The organism is Vibrio sp. V39_P1S14PM300, from assembly GCF_009904765.1.
Lineage (GTDB): Bacteria > Pseudomonadota > Gammaproteobacteria > Enterobacterales > Vibrionaceae > Vibrio > Vibrio proteolyticus.
This window is the reverse complement of sequence record NZ_WXWP01000384.1, coordinates 1-20,865: the sequence shown is the minus strand read 5'-3', so window position 1 is coordinate 20,865 and position 20,865 is coordinate 1. Positions and strand designations below refer to the sequence as shown.

At 52.3% G+C, this 20,865-nt stretch carries 17 protein-coding genes; 5 read left to right on the top strand and 12 right to left on the bottom strand.

Annotated features, from left to right (window positions below; translation table 11 throughout):
- The 9 genes from CAG65_RS19960 to CAG65_RS19920 all read right to left on the bottom strand — a co-directional run.
- On the bottom strand, window positions 1-2,099 hold a 2,099-nt coding region (locus CAG65_RS19960; RefSeq protein WP_161454752.1), incomplete at its 3' end, for a retention module-containing protein.
- A 305-nt stretch (window positions 2,100-2,404) separates the two neighbouring features.
- On the bottom strand, window positions 2,405-3,172 hold the full coding sequence (locus CAG65_RS19955; protein ID WP_021706164.1) for a LytR/AlgR family response regulator transcription factor: 768 nt from the start codon (window positions 3,170-3,172) through the stop codon (window positions 2,405-2,407).
- A complete protein-coding gene (locus tag CAG65_RS19950; protein ID WP_161454751.1) occupies window positions 3,144-4,217 on the bottom strand; it encodes a sensor histidine kinase in 1,074 nt (357 codons plus the stop codon). Before CAG65_RS19950 ends, CAG65_RS19955 begins: the two co-directional genes overlap by 29 nt.
- Window positions 4,217-5,446 (bottom strand): hypothetical protein, encoded by a 1,230-nt coding sequence (locus CAG65_RS19945; protein ID WP_161454750.1) that lies wholly within the window; start codon window positions 5,444-5,446, stop codon window positions 4,217-4,219. The genes CAG65_RS19950 and CAG65_RS19945 overlap by 1 nt, the downstream gene beginning before the upstream one ends.
- 1 nt (window position 5,447) lies before the next feature.
- Window positions 5,448-6,212, bottom strand: coding sequence for an outer membrane lipoprotein-sorting protein (locus tag CAG65_RS19940; protein ID WP_161454749.1), 765 nt, complete (start codon window positions 6,210-6,212; stop codon window positions 5,448-5,450).
- Window positions 6,205-7,464, bottom strand: coding sequence for an ABC transporter permease (locus CAG65_RS19935; RefSeq protein ID WP_161454748.1), 1,260 nt, complete (start codon window positions 7,462-7,464; stop codon window positions 6,205-6,207). The genes CAG65_RS19940 and CAG65_RS19935 overlap by 8 nt, the downstream gene beginning before the upstream one ends.
- Complete coding sequence (locus CAG65_RS19930; RefSeq protein WP_161454747.1) at window positions 7,452-8,135, bottom strand: ABC transporter ATP-binding protein; 684 nt, start codon at window positions 8,133-8,135, stop codon at window positions 7,452-7,454. Before CAG65_RS19930 ends, CAG65_RS19935 begins: the two co-directional genes overlap by 13 nt.
- Before the next feature lie 9 nt (window positions 8,136-8,144).
- Complete coding sequence (locus tag CAG65_RS19925; RefSeq protein ID WP_021706171.1) at window positions 8,145-8,777, bottom strand: hypothetical protein; 633 nt, start codon at window positions 8,775-8,777, stop codon at window positions 8,145-8,147.
- Window positions 8,778-8,965: 188 nt separating this feature from the next.
- Window positions 8,966-9,874 carry an aldo/keto reductase gene (locus CAG65_RS19920; RefSeq protein ID WP_161454746.1) on the bottom strand — a complete coding sequence of 303 codons (909 nt, stop codon included), beginning with the start codon at window positions 9,872-9,874 and terminating at the stop codon, window positions 8,966-8,968.
- Window positions 9,875-9,968: 94 nt separating this feature from the next.
- Here CAG65_RS19920 and CAG65_RS19915 point away from each other — a divergent pair, with 94 nt between their 5' ends.
- Window positions 9,969-10,379: a helix-turn-helix domain-containing protein gene (locus CAG65_RS19915; RefSeq protein ID WP_021706173.1), complete on the top strand. Its 411-nt coding sequence runs from the start codon at window positions 9,969-9,971 to the stop codon at window positions 10,377-10,379.
- Here the strand turns inward: CAG65_RS19915 and CAG65_RS19910 are convergent.
- Window positions 10,339-10,935: a hypothetical protein gene (locus CAG65_RS19910; protein ID WP_161454745.1), complete on the bottom strand. Its 597-nt coding sequence runs from the start codon at window positions 10,933-10,935 to the stop codon at window positions 10,339-10,341. The two genes, CAG65_RS19915 and CAG65_RS19910, sit on opposite strands and share 41 nt — an antisense overlap.
- A 126-nt stretch (window positions 10,936-11,061) precedes the next feature.
- Between CAG65_RS19910 and CAG65_RS19905 the strand changes: the two genes are divergently transcribed.
- On the top strand, window positions 11,062-12,102 hold the full coding sequence (locus CAG65_RS19905) for an alpha/beta hydrolase family protein (RefSeq protein WP_161454744.1): 1,041 nt from the start codon (window positions 11,062-11,064) through the stop codon (window positions 12,100-12,102).
- Here CAG65_RS19905 and CAG65_RS19900 read toward each other — a convergent pair.
- A complete protein-coding gene (locus CAG65_RS19900; RefSeq protein WP_161454743.1) occupies window positions 12,094-13,134 on the bottom strand; it encodes a helix-turn-helix domain-containing protein in 1,041 nt (346 codons plus the stop codon). The genes CAG65_RS19905 and CAG65_RS19900 overlap by 9 nt on opposite strands.
- A 207-nt stretch (window positions 13,135-13,341) precedes the next feature.
- Here CAG65_RS19900 and CAG65_RS19895 point away from each other — a divergent pair, with 207 nt between their 5' ends.
- The 3 genes from CAG65_RS19895 (at window position 13,342) to CAG65_RS19885 (ending at window position 19,364) form a co-directional block, all read left to right on the top strand.
- A complete protein-coding gene (locus CAG65_RS19895; protein ID WP_161454742.1) occupies window positions 13,342-15,393 on the top strand; it encodes an alpha-amylase in 2,052 nt (683 codons plus the stop codon).
- Between the two features lie 325 nt (window positions 15,394-15,718).
- Window positions 15,719-16,960, top strand: coding sequence for an outer membrane protein transport protein (locus CAG65_RS19890; RefSeq protein WP_021706178.1), 1,242 nt, complete (start codon window positions 15,719-15,721; stop codon window positions 16,958-16,960).
- A 19-nt stretch (window positions 16,961-16,979) separates the two neighbouring features.
- On the top strand, window positions 16,980-19,364 hold the full coding sequence (locus CAG65_RS19885) for a VolA/Pla-1 family phospholipase (protein WP_161454741.1): 2,385 nt from the start codon (window positions 16,980-16,982) through the stop codon (window positions 19,362-19,364).
- Window positions 19,365-19,485: 121 nt separating this feature from the next.
- Here the strand turns inward: CAG65_RS19885 and aroG are convergent, their stop codons facing one another.
- The gene (gene aroG, locus CAG65_RS19880) at window positions 19,486-20,538 is read right to left on the bottom strand and encodes a 3-deoxy-7-phosphoheptulonate synthase AroG (RefSeq protein WP_021706180.1); all 1,053 of its coding nucleotides are present in this window, start codon (window positions 20,536-20,538) and stop codon (window positions 19,486-19,488) included.
- Between the last annotated feature and the right edge of the window lie 327 nt (window positions 20,539-20,865).

Here is a 20,865-nt window from a genome sequence, read left to right as displayed (position 1 = left end):
ACCGGATTGCCCTGGGAGGTCAGGCCGTTAAGCGGATCGGCACTGCCGTCCAGCTGGTAACTGACCACCCCGTCCGAGCCTTGCGTGGTGGTGAACTTGCCATCGACACTGACCGGATCGCTCTGATCGGAGCCAATATTGGCCAGATCGTCTTCGCTGACATCCAACGCATCCACATCATTGATGGTCGGAACGTCATCTTTTACTTCAATCACAATCTGCGCCGCTTCAGAATCTTTCGCCCCTGGAGTCAACGAAGAGCGGTCGCCATCGGCATCAACGGCATACACTGGCAGATTGATGCTCAAGGATTCGTCGTTTGCACCCGTATGATCCAATTGCTCATAAAGGTTAAACTCGTATTCTCCCAGAGACGGAGAATCCAGTTTGATATCAAACACGGTCACGCGGCTGCCATTCAGCTCAATGTAACCTTCATAGGTGCGTACACCATTAACGTCTGACACCAACTCCAGTTGAATCACCTGCCCCTGAGACATCAGAGCACCATCCTGATTAAACTCCGCAGGTTCCAGTTCAAAGTGATCGATAATGTCACTGCCTTGAGTAGCACTGATGGTCCCACTACCTGACGTGATGGCGCTGCCTTCCTGAGAGCCATCGGTCACACCAGACTCGTCCAGCGTTAAACCGCTCACATCATCAATCACAGGGTTGTCACCGTCGATGATGCTGATGTTGATGGTGTTGTTCACCGTATCCTGATCAAAGTCGACGATGGTGGTTGGCAATGACAGTTTAATGGTGTCATCGCTGTTGGTCTGCTCAAGCGGTTTGAACTGCTCGAACTGGAATTTTCCGTCAGTGCCGACGGAGACCGTCAGTACGACCTCGTCACTGCCGGCAATCGTCACAGTAATTTTTGTGCCATCTTCAGACAGAGTGGCGGCTACCGCCTGATTATCACTCATCAGGCCATCAAATTGCGCCAGCGCGGACGAGTCAAACGTCACCGATTGCAGTTCATCACTGCCAATTTCAACCAAGGTGCCTTCAATTACAGCACTGGACGACTCAATATTTTCAATATTTACATCTTGCGGCGCAGGATCCACACCATCGTTGATGCCAACCACCACATCAATCGGTTGTTGAATCGCATTCCCCCCAGTATCTGAACCAGTGATGTCGAAGCTGATGTTGATCTGATCGCCATTAATGGCAACCTGACCCCCCCCGACTGATGGGACATGATCGATCGGTTGACTGATCGTCGTGGTTACATCCAACTGAATATTTTTGCCCACCGAAGTGGCTGTTATGTCAATGCGCAGAACTTCACTACCATTGAGTTCACCAATGATGGCATTACTGGCAGCGTCATAGGTAAAGGTCACCGGCTGTCCGGAAGACGTGATATCTGAATTGAGTTCCGCCAAAAGAGAAGCAAGAGAAACCGGGTCCGGAACAAAAGACGTGGCATCCAGAGGCAAATCGCCCGCCTGAACCAAAGTTGAAACTGTTATAGACTGCGGGTACGTCGATAGGGTCAATGAACCTTCTGTCAGTTCGCCTGCCAGAGATTGACCGCCAGCAGCAAACACCAGCGGATTAAACGGGTCTTCATCCTCAGATTCAAAGCTGTTGTTAAAACCTGCGGTTTCAAAGAATGTCGCGGCCAGTACTTCCGGCCCAAGGTAGTCCACCGTCACGAAACCGGCGTTCGCAGAACCATCACTGCCACCCGCGGCGGTTGGATCAAGAATTTCGGTCGGGTCAGCGCCGGCCAGAATGGCTTCCTGGATGGCGAGAATTTCATCGGCGCCAAAGCCCGTGTTATCCAGTTGAGTCGGATCGATAGCAACGGCGCCCCCCAGCGGAGTCTGAGCCAATGCCTCGAATACGGTGTCCTCACCGTGTGGCTGTGCCAGACATGCCACACAGTTCTGGTCGACGACCGTTGGCTGACCATTGATCATTACAACAGCAGAGGCATCGTTGACCGTCAGAAGAATCTCCCCAGCCAGCAACTCATCACCTGGGCGAACCACTCGGGCCAGCCCTTTTTCATTGACAGCGATGACTTCCCCGTTGACTTCTTCAACCATCGCTTTTTGCAGCAAAACATTTGTACTCATCCGACCCTCACGACTTCAGGAATCCGTTGTATCGCGTCCATAAAGTGTAGATAAACCACGACTTTTACGCGCGACCACATCTTACTTGATTCTGTTCTTTCAGCTATGCAACTTAACAGGTATTAGTATACCGGAGAAAACTCTAACTGACGGCAATTAACCAGAATTAATCTATTGTATCTATTGGTGACAGAACATACATGAAGTTGACGATAAGGACTAGTCAAATTATTGGCGAATTCTATTTTTTGTACCTTCAGTTAACCTGGGTATCAGGTTTGAACATATTCCCGGCCTGCATATCATTAATTCTGATGAAATAACGCCTGCATAGCACGACTGACTGACAACTTCGCATCACCAATGTACACATGCATTTTGCCACTAAAATCCTTCTTCACCTTGTCGATCGCCGAAACATTGACTCCCGTTGAGCGATGAATTTGCCAAAACTGTTGTGGGTCGAGCTGGGTGAGCAGCTCGCGGAGTGAGGTACGCAACAAAAACGTATCGTGCAGGGTCACTAGAGTGACGTATTTGTCTTCGGCTTTCAGATACAACACGTCGGTGGCCGCGATCAGGTGAATTTCATCACCTTTCGAAGCTTTAATCCATTGCAGATACTGTGGGCTGACGTCACGCGATGCATGCTCGATTTTTTCCAGCAACGATGCCAGTTGCAAAGGCACTCCCACGTCACCGCTTTGGAGGCGAGATTGCAACTTCCGCACACATTGCAGCAGACGTTCCTGACACAGCGGTTTGAGCAGATAATCAACGGCATTGGCCTCAAAAGCCGCGAGCGCGTACTCATCATACGCCGTCACAAACACTACAAGAGGCGCGCTTGTCTGCCTGGATAGCTGCCTGGCCAGCGATACCCCGTCCAGTCCCGGCATACGGATATCCAGAAACGCAATCTGAGGCTGTAACTGGGCGATCAGCTCCAGAGCCTGTGCGCCGTTTTCGGCACTGGCCAGCACATCGAGCTGGGGCCAGACGTCTGCCAACTCTCGTTTCAGATGGTGACGCAGTAAAGGTTCATCATCCGCAATGATCGCAGTCACCGACATCCGCTTCTCCTTGTGTTAACTCTTCGATTGCAATGGTAATGCGTGCGGTTACACCGTTACCCGGGCTTTCCTGAATGATCAGGCGCGCCTGTTCCCCATACAGTGCCATGAGTCGCTGACGAATGTTGGTCAATCCCAACCCGCTTCCACAGGTATCCGGAAATGTTCCCAGCCCGGCGCCGCTGTCTGAAACTTCAATCATCAACCGTTGTGCATTCTCTGTCACGGTCACCGTCACTGCACCGCCGCGCGGCTGCGGCTCAATACCATGCTGGATAGCATTTTCAACCAGAGGCTGGAGCAGCAGCGGTGGAAGCATGAGGTCGTTGTCACCGCATCGGTTGTCAATCGTGTAATCCAACCGGTCGCCCAATCGAATTTTCTGAATACCTAAATACGCTTCAAGTAACGCCAGTTCGTTGTTCAGGGAGCCTTGCTGACTGCGTGTGGTGTTCAACGTCGCGCGAAGCAGTTCTGTGAGCCGGTTTAACATCTGTTTTGCGTCCTGAGGCGCGGTATCAATTAACGCCTGAATATTGGCCAGCGTGTTAAATAAAAAGTGGGGTTCAATCTGGCTTTGCAACTGCTTTAACTGACTCATGAGCAGCGCTTTGTCCTGCTCAGATTGCTTGCGCTTGGCCGTTTCCAGCGCCTTCTCTGCCAGCAAGCGCTGTTCATGCGCATAAAAATAGACGAAGCAAACGACAGTGAAGATAAAGCCCAGCACAATCACTGGTTTCATCGCGGAAAAGTGACTGAACTTGGGGTATTTACTCAACCACCAGTACGCATTCAGCGTGCCGATAACCATGGAGCTGGACACCGCGAACAGATTCACCTGACGCGACGACCAGTTCGGCTTTAGCAACGCGATAAGATGTGCCGCAATCACTGCACTGAATCCGTACCCAAAACTGATCGCCAGATGTTCCTGCAGCTCACTTGGCCATATTGTCTGAGTGGCAAACGCAATGGCCACACAAAACAGCGCGGTGAACAGCAGGCTTTTTGCACTGTCGTACATATGTTGCTTGAGTTCAGACATCAAAACTTTCCTTTCAGGTTTAACAGAATCATATGCTTATCCGGTAGGTTGGCATAAGCGGATTCGGAACGTCCGGTGTAAAAACGTGCGGCAACTTCCACTTCCACAGACGTCGCACCGTTATCCCAGGCCAGATAGTTGAACCACTGTGTGGCAATCACTCCGCCATCCTGTGGCGCGATCAAGACATCAGTGGTCGGAGTGAAATCATCCAGCCAGTTTTGAGTGCGGCTCCATGACCATTCCCGCCAGGCAGTCGCCGCCATCGTCCAGTGCAGCATGAAATTATGTTGCACCAGATTGGCATGGCTGTATCCCGCCGCGAGAGACTGTGCCAGAGGCGAGTGCTGCCACTGCTGTGCGCTTTGCCGCACACTTTGCCACTCAGACTGGCTCCAGGCCCGGCTGTCATACCAGTATTCTGCAATGATGTTATGCCCGCTGAGACTGGCCCAGTTCAGACCCAGCAACCCCTGATAGCCACTGCTTTGCGTCTTCAACTCAGGGGCGAAAGCAGAGCTATCAGTGACATAAGAGAGATAGCGATTCTGATACAGCAGTGAGCCGTGCCACTCCCAAGCCGGATCAAGAACGGAGATCACCGACATTGCCAGCAGACCACGCCTGACATCATCGTAATATGCGATGCCCTGCCACTCGGTATCACCCTGTAAGAGATAGCGGCGGATACCGATGCCTTTTTGCTGCGCCGCCTGTTCCAGCTCACTGCCTTCTTGCTGCGTCCAGGACGAATCGGTCGCCACGACACTCCAGTCACCCAGCGCATCAAAATGCGACAGCAATAGCGTGCCTGCCCCTTCTTCAACCTGAATACCGACCGGATGGCGACGATACGGTTTAAAGATGTCCAGCGGCCGGTAACCGTAACCAACGCCCCAATCGAGACGCAATTTTCCTGCTGTCGCATCCACACTGCCAAAGCTGTGATGCCAGAACCACTCCTGGATAATGACCTCTCCATCATAGGCTTCTTCATCACTGCTGAGTACGTTCGTTGCGCGCAAGGCAAGGCGCCCAGTCATGCCCTGCCAGTGGGTCTGCACATCCAACAATGCATCAAGTGTCTGGCACTCGGCGTCAGTGGGTGAGAAAAACGGGCTGTCAGTACTTTGTGCTGTGGCAGCGCTCAACGTCCAATCCCAGTCAAACGAGACATCTTCAGCCGTACAGCTCAAAGGCCACAGCAGCAACGCCAACAAGATTCGCATCTCACCACTCCACCGCGTCGCTTCGGGCCAGATAAGCCGGGTTATAGTACTTGTCGTCTAGGTTCACCGGGACAATGCTTTGGTATTCAATCACGGTTTTTTTGGCTGGCTGAATACGATCAAACAGTGTCATCGCAACCACTCGGCGCTTGCCATCATCATCACCGGCATGAAACCGTGCCTGCTTCGCCAGCTTACCGGAACGTAAATAAAGATCCGCTTTAAGTGGGAAATCATCACTGGCAGTGAGCCACAAGGTAATGCGTTGATAGCTGGCTCCGTCAGTGGCGGCCGACAACTCAAGTCGATTCGCCGTAACCTGCTCCCCGTCAAGTGCCAGGATCTCTTCTGCCAGCCATTGCCCGTGGTAATCATCACTCCATTTCAAGGTCGAAATGTCGCCGATGGAGGCTTCGCCCAACAACTTTTGCATCGGAGTGATGCGAATGGGTCGACGGCTTTTGGGCATCAGCAACCAGTAATTATCCCCTAGCATCAGCATTTTCTGCCCAGCTTCAACCTGCGACTTAAAAATCACCAGCGACTGACGTTCTGGACGGGTATAAACGTCGTAACGACGAGTCTTGTCCTGTTCTCCGTTTTGATACAGAGTCACCAACGACACCACATGTGCCGATGCCAGATCAAGACGGAAAGCATCCGCGTGCGTCAGCATTTTCTCTACCCGTGATAGCTGCGCCAAGGACGGCACACTGAACAACATCAGTAACGCCATCAGAGTAAGGTTTTTCGGATAACTACACATAAATCAATGCCTCCGTAATCGGTTTGTTGACCCCTTTACGCGCCGAGAACCAGGCCGCTGCAATACAAATCAGCAGCACCCCCACTGCGCTGTACATCAGCAACTCGGCTGAGAAATAGATATTGAGCGGATAACCCTCAGTTCTGCCCGGAGGAGGTGGCATATGTATGTCTGCGACCATCAGTCCCAGACAGCTCACCGCCGTTAACGCACCGCCGATGAGTGCTCCCAGTATCGCCAGCAGCCCCGCTTCGCGAATAAAGCCCGCGATAATTTCAGAGGGATAGGTGCCGAGCGCTGACAGCGTGCCTATTTCCCGGGTTCGCTCGGTGACCGACATCGTCATGGTGTTGAACAGAGCGACAAAGACCACCAGAGCCATAACCGCCCCCATGATGCCGAAAATACGGTCGTACAGAGCACGCACTTTTTTGTAGAAGAAGGCCCGTTCCTGCCAGGGCGTTACGGTCAGTGGCTGCGCCAGCGTCATACGGCTCAACTGCTCTTCCACCCATGCCTGCATCACGGCAGTCCGGCTGGTCTCGAACAAAAACAGCGCTAGCGTGCTGACTTTGTCCGTCACCAGCAGTGACTGCGCAGAGCTCAGATGGATGTAGAGCTGACGTTTATCCAATTCCGGTACGCCGGTCGAATAGATACCACGAACTTTAAAGTCATAGGCATTCAGAGCACCGTCACTGGTCGTGGCCAGTAATGTAACCCAATCCCCGACCGACACATTGAGGTTGCGTGCCAGATCCAGCGCTAACATCACCTCCGGCTCCGCAGGGTCATAACGCTGCGAATCAACTGAAGACAAAGTGTTTCCCTGTCTGACATCAAGAAACGGCCCTTTCATATCGAATTCGTGTTCATCGACACCGTGCCCGACAAAAATGGTGGATTTACTGCCATTTGAGACCAGTCCGCTGAACTCTATCCGAGGCTGGACCCCTCGCACATCCGGGTGGCCGATCAACGCTTTGGTGATCGCGTTGGTGCCAGCCAGACCATTTGCCAGAGGCGTTTCTTCATCCTTGATAAAATAGTCTGGTTGGCTGAGAGTCAGATGGCCGGTGTCCCGTGCCGTGGACTCTTTGAGCGAATCGTAGGTGTAGAGACCAAACCCACCCGCACTGGTCAGGGCAAACACTGCAATCGCGATGATCAGCACCGAGAGCAGGCTGCGCCGACGGTTGCGCATCAGATTCAGATACGCAATTTTCACATGAGATGGAATCAGCTTGCCCATTTCATCGCCTCCTGTGTCAGTGCACCGTCCACCAGGTTCATGACCCGATCACAGCGCGTCGCCATCCGTCCATCATGCGTCGCGACAATAAACGTCGTGCCCATGTCATGGCCAAGCGACTTCATCATGTCAATGACGGTGTTTGCCGTCTGGCTGTCCAGGCTGGCCGTAGGCTCATCCGCAATCACAACTTGTGGCTGATGGATCATGGCCCGGGCTATCGCCACCCGTTGTTGTTGCCCTCCGGACAGATTGTCCGGACGATGAGATTCGAAGCCCCCCAACCCGACTCGCTCAAGAATCTGATGGCCAAGCCGCTGCTGATCACTGATCGCCACACCATTAAGCATCAATGGATACACTACGTTTTCCAACGCTGTCATAACCGGTACCAAATTGAACTTCTGAAACACAAATCCCATTTGTGAACGACGGATCTGGGCCGCTGCGTAGCGATCTTTAGGCCAGGGCACCTGATCAAGTTCAATCTGCCCCTGATAATCCATGTCCAACAGGCCAAGCAGGTTGAGCAGTGTGCTTTTTCCAGATCCTGACGGACCGCACAACGCCACCATTTCACCGCGCTGCACTTCGCCACTGACACCGCAAAGCGCCGGCACTGACTGATTGCCAAGACGGTAATGTTTCTCGATTTGACTGAATTTCAGCATGAGACCTCCTTAATCCGCTTGGGCCAGCAAGGCTTGCGCCTGTTGGGTGTAGGGATTCTCTGCATTGTGGACAGCCATCAGACGCGTCCATTGCTGCGCGTGCTCGATATCATTGGCACGCAGTGACGCCTTGATCGCATAGAAGTAAATCCAGGCGGTGGCTGCAAAAGGTTGCTGGGTAAATACCGGCTCGCTAAGCAAGGTCAGATAGAGGTCGTAACCACGCTCGAAGTGATTGAACATGTCCGGTAATGAGGTATAAGTGGCCGCCGCGATGGCCGTCGTCAATACCGACTCAGGCACCCCCTGGCGAATCAATTGCTCCTGCAGCGGTTGAGGATTGGCACTTTGCAGGCGTAAACCTTTGGCGATGGTAGACAGCCCCTGTTCAGTGTATTTCATTTTATTCCATGGCATCAGAGCATCGCGTCCCATTAAGGTTTGCGTGCTACCGAGATACACCAGGCTAAGAGGGTCTGCGCCGTGCGATTCAATTTGCTGATGGAGAGTCTGATACACAGGCTCGACATGGGAGGGGTCGCCTTCAGCCGCAAGATTGTACTGATCGATCAGTTGGTCACTGGGCGCGGCATACAATGGCACGCTGACCAGCAACAGCGAGGTAAACAATGTCAATTTCATGGCGGTCTTCCTTTTCGTCTTTGGTAACTCTCAGACTAAAAGACCCCCATGGGTGCCGCTGGACTTTGCGACCAACGGTGAATACACACCGTGAACGGCAGATAAACGGGACGAATGGGCAGCGTTCAGGCAATAAAAAGGGCAGCCGACGCTGCCCAGGGAATTTACAATGTAAATACAAGCTTGGTTTATGGCACACCGTGTCCTTTCGATGCCACCCATACCCGGAACCACTGCTCGCGGGTCAACTCTATGTCCAGAGCCGCCACCGCGGATTCCACGCGCTCGATCTTGCCGGAGCCAATGATCGGCAGCGGGTTTGACGGCAAGCGACGCACCCAGGCATAAATAACCTGATCGATACTTTTCGCACCAACTTCCTCACGGATCGCTTCCAGCTCAGCACGCACGCGCGCTGATTGCTCGGTTTCGCCGGAGAAAATACTGCCTCCACCGAGACAAGACCATGCCATTGGGCGGGTGCGCAGCGTCTGCATTTGATCCAGTGTACCGTCGTGCGCCACCTCAAAATTAAGCGGATTAATTTCCACCTGATTGGTCACCAGCGCTTTGCTCACTCGCGATTGCAACAATTCAAACTGACGCGGGCTGAAATTCGACACACCGAAATGTTTTACTTTGCCAACTTTGTGCAGTTCGGTAAAGGCTTCCGCTACTTCATCGGCATTCATCAGCACATCCGGACGGTGAATCAACAACACATCAATTTCATCCACCCCGAGGCGCTGCAATGAGTTATTCACTGACTCATAAATATGTGACGCGCTGGTATCGTAATGATTGATGCGACGTTGTGGAAATTGATCCGAGCACAGTTTGATATCACATTTGGTGACAATCTGAATCTGCTCCCGGACCACCGGGTCCAGTTGCAACGCTTCACCAAACAACTGCTCGCACTGGTAATTTCCGTAGATATCCGCATGGTCGACGGTGGTAATCCCCAGTTCAATGTGTTGCTTGAGGAACGTCAGCCGCTGCTGCGGTGTCATGCCCCACTCGGCCAGTCGCCAGTATCCCTGAACCAGCTCAGAAAACTCCGGCCCCTGAGGTGCTATCGCTACTTTCTCCACCATGACTTCTCTCCTGTAAAAATCTGCCCATACCTTATGCTTGTTTCAACAACGGCTCAACGTATACTGAGCACAAAATCGAACTGGAGTACGAGTTTTGAGTTTTTCTGAGCGACTGAAAAACCTGATTGGTGAAGAAAGCATCAGCGGCTTTGCGCGCCGTGTCGGGTTGTCCGAGGGGCTGATCCGAAAATACCTCAAAGGCAGCGAGCCAAGTCTGAGCAAAGCAAATCAAATCGCACAACGGGCCAATTGCTCACTGGAATGGCTGGCAACGGGGTGTGGCTATCTTTATCGCCGTGCGGAGGTGGTGGATATGGAAGCCTACCGCATTGCCTATCAGCATATAACCGGTCAGCCATTGGCAGACGAAGAGCAACAACGACTGATAGTCTCAGGCTATCAATACCTGCGCGCGCACAAACGCGCCGACGGTTACCTGGATGAATCGGCGATGATTGCCTTCCTCAATCGTCATCCTCGAGAACATCTGCCCGAATCAGACTAAGCTGAATCTGCTGTCCGTCACTGGTCAACTCTGCACGCAGCACAGGGCTCGGGCGATCCCACTGACTTAACGCCACCCATTGCTGGGTCATCGAGAGCGCACTGCCAGGCTGATTGATGAACGTCACCAGCGCTCTGTCTGCGGCGGCACGCCCCTGGCGCTGCACCGCCTGCCGAACGTCAAAACAACGCGTTTCAACACACGCACTTTCGATACCATATCCCGAGTGTCGCAAACTTAGCTGCAAATCAGCGTAGTTTGCCGGCGAATAAACCGCCCGCAACACTGCGCGTCGCAAGCGGTCGCTCGAGACAAACCATTCTGCTCTGACAGTGGTGTGCGCAAAGACAAAGTCATCACTGCAAATGCGTTCTCGTTCCTTCTCCAGTCCACAATCATACAAACGGCGATCCTGCTCAGCCATATCGACCGTCCATAACGGTTGCCGGATATCGACAAACGGTTGTAAGAAGTCCGGCGCGGCGAACAGTGACGGCGAGAACATCACCAGCCCAAAAACTGCCCAGCGGCACAGCAGGTACGCATGTTTTTTCACTGTTGGCTCCTTGTAGTTAGCACGTTCTAAAACCCGATTGAGGACGACCTCGATCGCGATTCAGGTCTCTTGGCATCTGGACTGAGCGGTATTGTTGACTCTCTATTCCATAAAGGACATCACACCATGTACAAATGTATTATCGTTATCGCGCTGCTGCTCACCAGCTTAACTCAGGTGCAGGCAAACGACGTCGGTTTTCTTCAGTTTCGTGCTGATAGCCAGACATCCCGGCCATTAGACATCAGCGTCTGGTACCCGACATCACAATCAACCCCTTACAGCCTGATTGCCGACAATCCGGCTTTTGTGGGCACTCTGGTCATTCGTGATGCCAGTGTCAAACCCGGCCGTTTTCCAGTGGTAATCCTGTCTCACGGATACCGGGGAAACTGGCGCAATATGAACTGGCTGGCAACACGACTGGCAGCATCCGGCTATCTGGTGACCGCTGTCAATCACCCGGGAACAACATCCCGAAACCACGCGCCTCAAGATGCCCGGCAGTGGTGGCAACGCCCGATTGATCTCTCACGAACACTGGACAGCCTGACTCAACACCCCCTCTGGGCAGAGCATATCGATCAGCGCGACATCAGTGTGATCGGCCATTCCTTAGGTGGCTGGAGCACTCTTTTGCTAACGGGTGCCGAAGTGGACCGCGAACAGTTGAGCCGCGAATGTCAACGCTCGCCAAACCCAAGAACATGCGGTGTGGCATCAGAAATGGGCTTGTTTGCCCGGCAAGACGACGAGCCACCACGTCACCTCCTGCGTGATGCGCGCGTCAAACGCGCGATCCTGTTGGATATCGGCCTGGCACACAGTCTGTCAGTGAGCAGCCTCAGGCAGATTGACATACCGGTACTGATTCTGGCCGCAGGTGTCGATATTGGCGATCTTCCCCAGAGCCAGGAGTCAGGCTTTTTATCCGAACACCTGCCTCTTCGCCACACCCGCTACCGGGTCTACCAACAGGCCATGCACTTCAGTTTCTTGCAGTTGTGCAAACCTGATGCCCTGACGATGCTTGAGCAAGAAAGCAAGGGTGACAGCATTATTTGTCGAGATGCTGTCGGCACACAACGGGCAGCTCTGCATGAGACAATCTATGAGGACATTACCGCCTTTCTGCACCAGCATCGTAGTCCAGCACCATCATTGTAAACTGGAGCAGCTATCGCGGCCTTGACGACGAAATGCACTGGGCGTGACACCGGTGAGCCTGGCAAATTCCCGGTTAAAGTTCGACTTGGTCTGAAAGCCGGCACTCAGATAGATCTCGGTAACGCTCTGATCTGTCGTAATTAAGAGCGTTTTAGCATGCTCCACCCGATAACGGTTGACGAATCGAGACAGGTTCTCACCATGAACATGATTGACGGCGCGCGAGATCTGACGTGCGGGGATCATCATCTTGCGCGCCAGGCGATCCAAGGTGAGATCCGTATCAAGATACCATTTATGCTCGCTCATCAGGGCATCCAGTCGGGCGATAATCTGGCACCGTGCGTCATCGTCGTTTTCCGCTGTCAGTGGCAACGGTTCCGGATCGGTGAAGTTATCGGGTGATAATACCGTTAGGGACGGCATAGTACGGCTGGCCAAAATCACCACCGCCACCAGTGCGGGTAACATCATCAGGTGTGCCGCAGACACAATCGTCAACACATGCTCGCCACTGAACACGGCAAAATCGATGGCCAACAATGCATCGACCAGCGCGGAAAATAGCAGTAACCCGGCGCCAAGCCGCTCATTGAGCACAAACCAGCGGCTGTCTTCCAATCGCACATACGCAGCAGGTTGTGTGGACAGTCGCCATAACGCCACGCCATACACAAGGGAAAGCCCCACTAGCGCCACATCAATAGGCCAGGGCCACCAAGGATATATGAACGATCCCAGCAGTACCGCCGCTGGGCCGGAAAAATGCCACCAAGACACGCTTCCGGCTCGGTGTGCCGGCACAAAGCAGCACCATGCCAGTACCGGAATCAATGCAGCGACGGCAGGTTGCAAAAATCGCAGCAAGGCAATGTCCAGACTCCAGCGTAATCCCACCAGGCTCAGCGACACGGCGCACACCAGCACAAATCCGCACACCGGCTTTCCACTTTCTGGCCGCCTGAGGTAAATCAGCGCGGCGACCAGCATGAGTAACAGTGAGAGCACCATAGGCAGGGGAATGTAAATCATGAACGTCTCATGTCCTTAACCAACGTCAAACATCCGTTATTTCATACTATTGCATAGCAGTCCGTCAAACCTATTGCACGCTCTACGCCGCCTGAAGCCGGTTTGTGAGCGACGGCAAATTTCGGGGCGTAGGCTCTGGGAAGGATGTGGCTGGTTCAGCCACGCAGTATCATGAGCAATGGATAACAATAATGACAGGGAATGAACATGAAACTGAAGGCTTTATCGATGGCACTGCTGCTGGCTTCGCCCGGTCTGTTTGCCTCACCCAACCTCACTATTTCAACCACCACCAACAGTCGCGATTTTCCACTGTCAGCCGAAACGCCGCTGGTCATCCCTCTGACCAAAGACAGCTACACGCTCAAAATCACAGGGGTGAAAGGCAACTGCCAGGCAAACGACGAACAGAAAGTGAAGTTCAATACCCCGATTGCACTGAACTGTCACCAGGCCACTGAGCTGTCGCTGCCCATCCGTTTCAGTGGCGATTACGCCTTTTATTATGATGCGGCAGCGCTTACGCTGACCTTCAAACGCCAGCCTAAACAGAGCTCGAAGCAAGAATTCAAAAGGCCTATTCCAGATGTTCGTTGTGAAACCTACGCGGGCGGCTCCGTTACCCTTCAACTGGGTGAGACATTTACCGACGGCACACTGCTCAGGGACACCCTGTCGGGACAACGCGTCACCGTCAAAGATCATCAGGTAACCCTAACCCCGTCACCCAGCAGTGGTGGGCTGATTTTACTGGAGCCGGCTGAACGCACCAGCGAGGAAGCCAGTTTCACTTATCACAATGCCAACATCTATTTTGTGATGGTCGATCGCTTCAATAACGCAGATCCAAGCAATGATCACAGTTATGGCCGTAAAAAAGACGGCCAACAAGAAGTCGGTACCTTTCATGGCGGTGATCTCAAAGGGGTGATCGCCAAACTGGATTACATCAAGAGCCTAGGCAGCGACGCCATCTGGCTCTCTCCCATCGTGGAACAGGTTCACGGTTTTGTCGGCGGCGGAGACAGCGGTAGTTTTCCTTTTTACGCCTACCACGGCTATTGGACGCGAGATTTCACCAAAATCGATCAGAATTTCGGCAACGAAGACGATCTGAAAACATTGGTCGATGAAGCACACAAGCGCGGGCTCAAGGTACTGCTGGATGCCGTGTTAAATCATGCAGGTTATGCCACGCTGGCCGACCTGCAACTCGATGGTATCGAGGTGGTCAACACCAGTCAGATGCCTGCCAGTTGGGCCGACTGGGTGCCGAAGTCCGGTGAAAACTGGCACAGTTACCACCAGGCCATCAATTACCAAAGCCCGGAGTGGGCCCAGTGGTGGGGAGCCGATTGGGTGCGTGCAGGATTGCCCGATTACCCTCAGCCCGGCTCCAGCGATATCACCATGACACTGGCCGGTTTACCGGATTTCGTTACCGAGTCCACACGCGGCGTCACTCCTCCCGAATGGTTATTGAACAACCCGGGGACTCGCGTGGTCCGCCGCCCGGACTATACCGTCACCGATTATCTGATTGAATGGCAGACAGACTGGGTGAAACGGTTCGGTATCGATGGTTTTCGGGTCGATACCGTCAAACACGTGGAAGGCGTAGTATGGAAACGCCTCAAGCAGCAGGCGTCCGACAAGCTGGAACAGTGGCGGGGGCAACACCACCTCAGCGGCGAACCGTTCTGGATGATGGGAGAAGTCTGGGGACACTCAGCTTATCGCAGCCCGTACTTTGATGACGGCTTCGATGCACTGATCAATTTCGACCTGCAGAAAAAGCTCGATAAAGGCGCGGCCTGTTTTAGCCAGATGGCTGACACCTACCAGAATTACGCCAATAGCATGCAGCAGTCCGCAGACTTTATTCCGGTCAGTTACATGTCATCCCATGATACGGAACTGTTCTTCGGCCGCTTCAAGTCATTTGAGATGCAGCGCAACGCCGCCAGTGCTTTGCTGCTGAGCCCCGGCGCGATTCAGGTTTATTATGGAGACGAAATCGGCCGACCTGTTGGTCCGTATGCGGATGATTTTCACCAAGGTACACGCTCGGACATGGTGTGGGATCTCAACGCACAACGTCAGGCCTTATTGCAGCACTGGCAAACGGTCGGCCAGTTCCGTCAGCGCCACCCAGCAATAGGCGCAGGAAGCCATACGGTAATTCCACAAAACAATGCTTATGTGTTTTCCCGCACATTAAATAAGGATAAAGTCGTAATTGCTTATGTAGGCCGTTGAAATCTGAAAAGACGCTATCCTATTAAGGGCTCGCCAAAAGCGGGCCCTTTAATATTTCTCAATATCTTACTGTGACTGAAACCGAACAATATCGCCTGAACTGGCACGTTCGAGCATATTTATCTGCATATTATGCAAAATAGAACTGGTCAAACCTGCAATTATTAAATTGTCGCTATGTAAGCTTTTGTTTATTCTCCCCTTCCTTTCAAAAAACTCAATTCCGGTCACATATTAATCAAACAGTTTCTTTGACATTCCGGTAACACAATTTTAACATCATTGAGAACTAACTATAAAAACCATGGTCCTTGGAGGTCCAACAATGAACATGAAGCACTATTCAACGCTCTCCCTGTGCATTCTGATGGCGACACAAGCCCATTCTGCGGGCTTCCAGGTTGCCGAGCACTCTGCATCTGGCTTGGGACGTGCCTTCTCCGGTGAGGCAGCCGTTGCCGACAATGCCGCAGTTCTGGCGCGAAACCCTTCTGCTATGACACTCTTCGATCGCGCTCAGTTCTCCGGTGCACTGACGGTGATCGATCCGGAAGTCGACGTATGGGATCGCACCAATGGCGAGTCCGCTAAAGATGTGGCACCAGTCCAGTTCGTTCCAGCGGCTTATTACATCAGCCCGGTAAACGAAAAGTGGGCCTGGGGTATCGGTATGTTCACCACCTACGGCGTTGCCACGGATTATCCGGACAACATTCAGGCCGGCGATCTGGCTGGTGATACGTCACTGATCTCGGTAAACCTTAACCCTAGTGTGGCCTACCGAATCAATGACAATTTCAGTATCGGTGCCGGTGTGAACCTAGTGTATGCACAAGCGGAACTGACACGTCACAAAGGTGCGTTGGCCCCATTTTTTGGTGGCAGTGCTTCAGACAAATTGATTGGTCTGGAAGGCGATACATTCGGCTGGGGCTGGAATGTGGGCGCCATGTATGAAATCAATCAAAATAACCGCTTTGGCTTCGGTTACCGATCAAAAGTGGATCTGGACTTCGACGATGGTGAGTTCAAAAGCTACGATTCTGGCATTGCCTCAAAGTCAACCGTCGACGGGCGCCTTGAAATCAGCTTGCCAGCCATCTGGGAAATCTCTGGTTTCCACCAAATCACCGAAGCGTTTGCCGTTCACTACAGCTACCAACATACCGACTGGAGCACCTTCACTGAGCTGAAAGCCACTTCATCTGACTGCAATAACGGCACAGCTGGCGAGTGTTTCCTCAAGAAAGAAGACTACGACGACAATGGTCGCTGGTCTCTGGGTGGCACCTACCAGTTTAACCAGAACTGGATTGGCCGCATCGGCTTTGCGTACGATGAACAGGCAGGTGAAGCCACACTGAGTATTCCAGACAGCGACCGTTACTGGTACTCGGCCGGCCTCACTTATATCTACAGTCAGAATCTGAGTGTGGATGCCGGTTTTGCTCTTGTACGGAGTAAAGATGGTTCGTTTAAAGAAACGGATGCCCTGGGTAATGAGCTGACCTTCGACTCTGAAGGTAACGCATATATCGGGTCCGTCCAATTGAACTACGCTTTCTAACCAGCAAGGAGCTCTCATCATGAAACACGGAATTAAACTTTCTCTGCTGACGGCTGCCTTGCTAATGGCAGGCTGTGGTGACAACTCATCCAGCAGCACCAACGAACCGCAGTACGAATCTTACATTCAGGAAGCACTGAGCCGCGATACGACGATTAAATTCGCCTTACAAGGTACCAATGCCAGTGTACCGCTACCCTCTTTCGCGCTAATGAATACCAGCGACGGTACGCTGGAAATTCCAACCGAAGGGGATGACGGACTCACCAACCCGCGTGCCTCAATGGGCACCATGGATGGCTGGTCCACGACCATGCCACTGCTGATGGATTTTGAGGGCGCAGGTCTGGCTGACGGACTGGTCACTTCCGGCATTTATCTGGTTGAACTGACCGACAGCATGACAGGCTCACCCAGCGTGAAATCAGTGCTGGTTCAGGGGACCGATTTTGTCGCTGTAGCGGATTCCGCCAGCGATCGGATTAATATTGTGCTGAGCAAAGACCTCAACCCAAGCAGCGAATACATTCTTGCCATCACCGATGAAGTCACTGACGTCAACGGCGATCCGGTGGGCACATCCAGCAGTTACGCCGCTCTGAAATCGAAATCCAAGATTTATGAAACCGGCGCAGTGGCATCCGCTCAGCAGGTCACTCAGGGTGTCGAAACCATCTTTACTATGGCGGGTATCGCGGACACCACTGACATCATCTATTCAACCTGGTTTAGCACCCAGTCTGTCGGCGACACGTTGTACGCCGTTAAAGGCGCAACTGCCACTGCGTTGAATCAAGACGGTGGCCTGGCCAGTGTCTGGAAAGACGGCGCCAACCCGAACAACGTCGATCTCTCGACTGCTTACGCGATGGTGTTCGGCACAACGCAGGACTTCAATACTGCCATCGATAACGACGCCGACTTCGACAAATACATTGACCCTGACGGCACTAAAAAAGCCGGCATTAAAGCGTTGTATACAGGCTCTGGTGCAGACGTGAATGTCACTCACGGACAAGTGGCGCTACCTTATTATCTTGAAACTGACGCCGACTGGAACAGCCAACCGATGGAATCAGCCATGCCAAGTCTGGCACTGATTAAAGAGGCGCTGGCTGATGACAACGAAAAAGCCATTATCGGCGCGCAATTGCTGGCGGCGGGCATTGATGCCACCAAACTTGCGACCGATGTGACGGAGCAGCTGAAACTGGTTGGTCTGACACTGACCAAATCTGACGGCTCTGTGCTGGACGCGGATCGTATTCTAACCCGCTACGCGCCGGTACCGCAGGTGAAATCACTGCAAAATGCGGAGTTCCTGCTATTTACGCCAAACGGCGGTAACCCGACCAATGTGGTGATTTACCAGCACGGCATTACTTCTGCGAAAGAAAACGCGTACGCTTTTGCGTTTAACCTTGCTCAAGCAGGCATTGCAGTCATCGCGATTGACCTGCCGCTACACGGCAGCCGTAGTCTGGATGACAGCCGCTCCGCAAACGCGGATGTACTGGCTTACCTCAACCTGAACAATCTGGCGGTAGCGCGTGACAACGTGCGCCAGAGTGTGCTGGATGTGCTGGGACTGCGCGCCAGCCTGGTCACGTCACTGCAAGCCGGTTTGCTGGTGGGATCACCACTGCAGTCGTTTAACCCAATGACAGGTTCCGAAGTAAAACTGCTGGGTCACTCTCTAGGTGGGATCGTCGGCACGACAGCCGTGGCGGCAGGCAATAAATCGCTCGGTAGCGATGCCGCGGACATGCTGTACAGCTTCAGTGGTGCGTCAATTCAAAACTCAGGTGGTCAGATCGCAAATCTGCTGTTGGGATCCAGCGAGTTTGGGCCGCAGATCAAGCACAACCTGACTTCAGCCCTGTCCGCTGACTACAAATCTTACGCAGACAGCAGCTGTTCCGCAGATAAACAAAAAGAGTGTTATGAGCAGTTTGAGTCAATGGCCACAGCAGAAACGCTGGCGACGCTGGCAGGTGGATTCAGCGAATTTGCTTACGCGGCGCAAACTGTGCTGGATACCGTTGATCCGTATACCAATGCGAGTAATCTGCTGACCTCAGACAAAGTGAACATTCCATTTTACATGACGGAAGTGGACCAAGACGACACGGTGCCGAACTCAGTGACCAACGCGCCGTTTGCCGGTACCGAGCCACTGGCTGCGAAACTGGGTCTGGCGACGGTGAATTCAAGCACCGCTCTTAGTGATGGAGCGGCAAGCTTTGTACAGTTTAACAGCACCGCGCTGCACTCGACATTCGTCGCGCCTCAGCAAAGCGATAACTCGGATCTTCCGAACTATGCGCAAATGCAGACCAGCAACGGTGAGTTTCTTGCAGCAGGGACTTTAGTCTCCGCTCCATCGGTAGCAACACTTAAATAAACTTGCTTGAATGGCATAAAGGCTCTCAATGAGAGCCTTTATTATTCTTTTGTCACAAATGCAAAAGAGGCCCGATTGAATCGGGCCTCTTTTTACCTTGGATTGTATGGCGGTTGAGTGATTAAGCGTTGCGACGTGCGGTCACAGCATCTGCCAATTGGCGCAAGACTTTCTCCGTGTCTTCCCAACCAATACACGCATCGGTGATCGACTGCCCATACGTGGATGCTTTTCCATCCATCAAATCCTGACGCCCCTCGACTAAATGCGATTCAATCATCACGCCGAAAATAGCCTCTTCACCCGCTGCCATTTGCGCACTGACGTCTTCCGCGACATTCATCTGACGCTGATATTGTTTTGAACTGTTCGCATGGCTGAAATCAATCATCACTTTTTGTGGCAGACCTGACGCCTGCAATTCACTCTTGATGGCTTGGACGTGCTCAGCACTGTAATTTGGCTCCTTACCACCACGCAGAATAATATGGCAATCCGGGTTGCCCGCGGTTTCAACAATCGCAGAATGGCCGTACTTAGTGACAGAAAGAAAATGGTGAGAAGCGCCGGCAGAACGAATCGCATCAGAGGCGATCTTGATGTTACCGTCGGTGCCATTTTTAAAGCCCACCGGACAGGACAGACCCGATGCCAACTCACGGTGTACCTGAGATTCCGTTGTACGCGCACCAATGGCTCCCCAACTAATCAGATCTGCCACGTATTGCGGTGTGATCATATCCAGAAACTCACTTGCCGTTGGCATGCCCATATCGGTCAGATCCAAAAGCAGCTTGCGTCCCATCCGTAGGCCGTCGTTAATTTTAAACGTATCATTCAGGTACGGGTCATTGATCAGGCCTTTCCAACCCACGGTGGTACGAGGCTTTTCAAAATAGACGCGCATCACCACTTCCAAACGGTCCCCGAGTTCATCACGCAGCGTTTTCAGGCGCTTACCGTATTCAATCGCCGCTTGCGGATCGTGTATAGAACAAGGCCCAATGATGACTAACAGACGGTCATCATCGCCTTTCAAAATTTTTGCAATCGCTTCTCGGGATTGAAACGTGGTCGAAGCAGCAGTCTCTGTCGCAGGAAACTTCTCTAAAACCGCAACTGGCGGCAATAATTCTTTAACTCGGTTAATTCGTACATCATCAGTTTGAAACATGCTTACTTCTTCCTATATTGCGGTGGTTGAACTCATTTGCATTAAAATTGATGCATAATTGTTCAACTCTGATTATTCCTCTTCCCTGTAACTTATCCATTAAAAACCAGACTCGCAACCATTATTTTAAAAGAAAGGCAATATAACCAAATCATTTACACAAACAAGTTGATGTAAAAATTAATATACAGCAAGGAAAAGGCTTTAAAATACCGAAAAATGTTACGAATAGACTCTAAAAATTGCAAAAACACCTATTTCACCATCACTCTTTTCAGGTACTTATCAACGTAAAAATTATTGAGAGTACGCAGTACTATACATACT

What these genes read in the sequence shown, in the direction of transcription:
- CAG65_RS19935 (WP_161454748.1), bottom strand. Translation starts at nt 7,464, where the DNA reads ATGGGCAAGCTGATTCCATCTCATGTGAAAATTGCGTATCTGAATCTG.
- CAG65_RS19945 (WP_161454750.1), bottom strand. Translation starts at nt 5,446, where the DNA reads ATGCGAATCTTGTTGGCGTTGCTGCTGTGGCCTTTGAGCTGTACGGCT.
- CAG65_RS19940 (WP_161454749.1), bottom strand. Translation starts at nt 6,212, where the DNA reads ATGTGTAGTTATCCGAAAAACCTTACTCTGATGGCGTTACTGATGTTG.
- CAG65_RS19905 (WP_161454744.1), top strand. Translation starts at nt 11,062, where the DNA reads ATGTACAAATGTATTATCGTTATCGCGCTGCTGCTCACCAGCTTAACT.
- aroG (WP_021706180.1), bottom strand. Translation starts at nt 20,538, where the DNA reads ATGTTTCAAACTGATGATGTACGAATTAACCGAGTTAAAGAATTATTG.
- CAG65_RS19925 (WP_021706171.1), bottom strand. Translation starts at nt 8,777, where the DNA reads ATGAAATTGACATTGTTTACCTCGCTGTTGCTGGTCAGCGTGCCATTG.
- CAG65_RS19895 (WP_161454742.1), top strand. Translation starts at nt 13,342, where the DNA reads ATGAAACTGAAGGCTTTATCGATGGCACTGCTGCTGGCTTCGCCCGGT.
- CAG65_RS19885 (WP_161454741.1), top strand. Translation starts at nt 16,980, where the DNA reads ATGAAACACGGAATTAAACTTTCTCTGCTGACGGCTGCCTTGCTAATG.
- CAG65_RS19950 (WP_161454751.1), bottom strand. Translation starts at nt 4,217, where the DNA reads ATGTCTGAACTCAAGCAACATATGTACGACAGTGCAAAAAGCCTGCTG.
- CAG65_RS19930 (WP_161454747.1), bottom strand. Translation starts at nt 8,135, where the DNA reads ATGCTGAAATTCAGTCAAATCGAGAAACATTACCGTCTTGGCAATCAG.
- CAG65_RS19890 (WP_021706178.1), top strand. Translation starts at nt 15,719, where the DNA reads ATGAACATGAAGCACTATTCAACGCTCTCCCTGTGCATTCTGATGGCG.
- CAG65_RS19955 (WP_021706164.1), bottom strand. Translation starts at nt 3,172, where the DNA reads ATGTCGGTGACTGCGATCATTGCGGATGATGAACCTTTACTGCGTCAC.
- CAG65_RS19900 (WP_161454743.1), bottom strand. Translation starts at nt 13,134, where the DNA reads ATGATTTACATTCCCCTGCCTATGGTGCTCTCACTGTTACTCATGCTG.
- CAG65_RS19920 (WP_161454746.1), bottom strand. Translation starts at nt 9,874, where the DNA reads ATGGTGGAGAAAGTAGCGATAGCACCTCAGGGGCCGGAGTTTTCTGAG.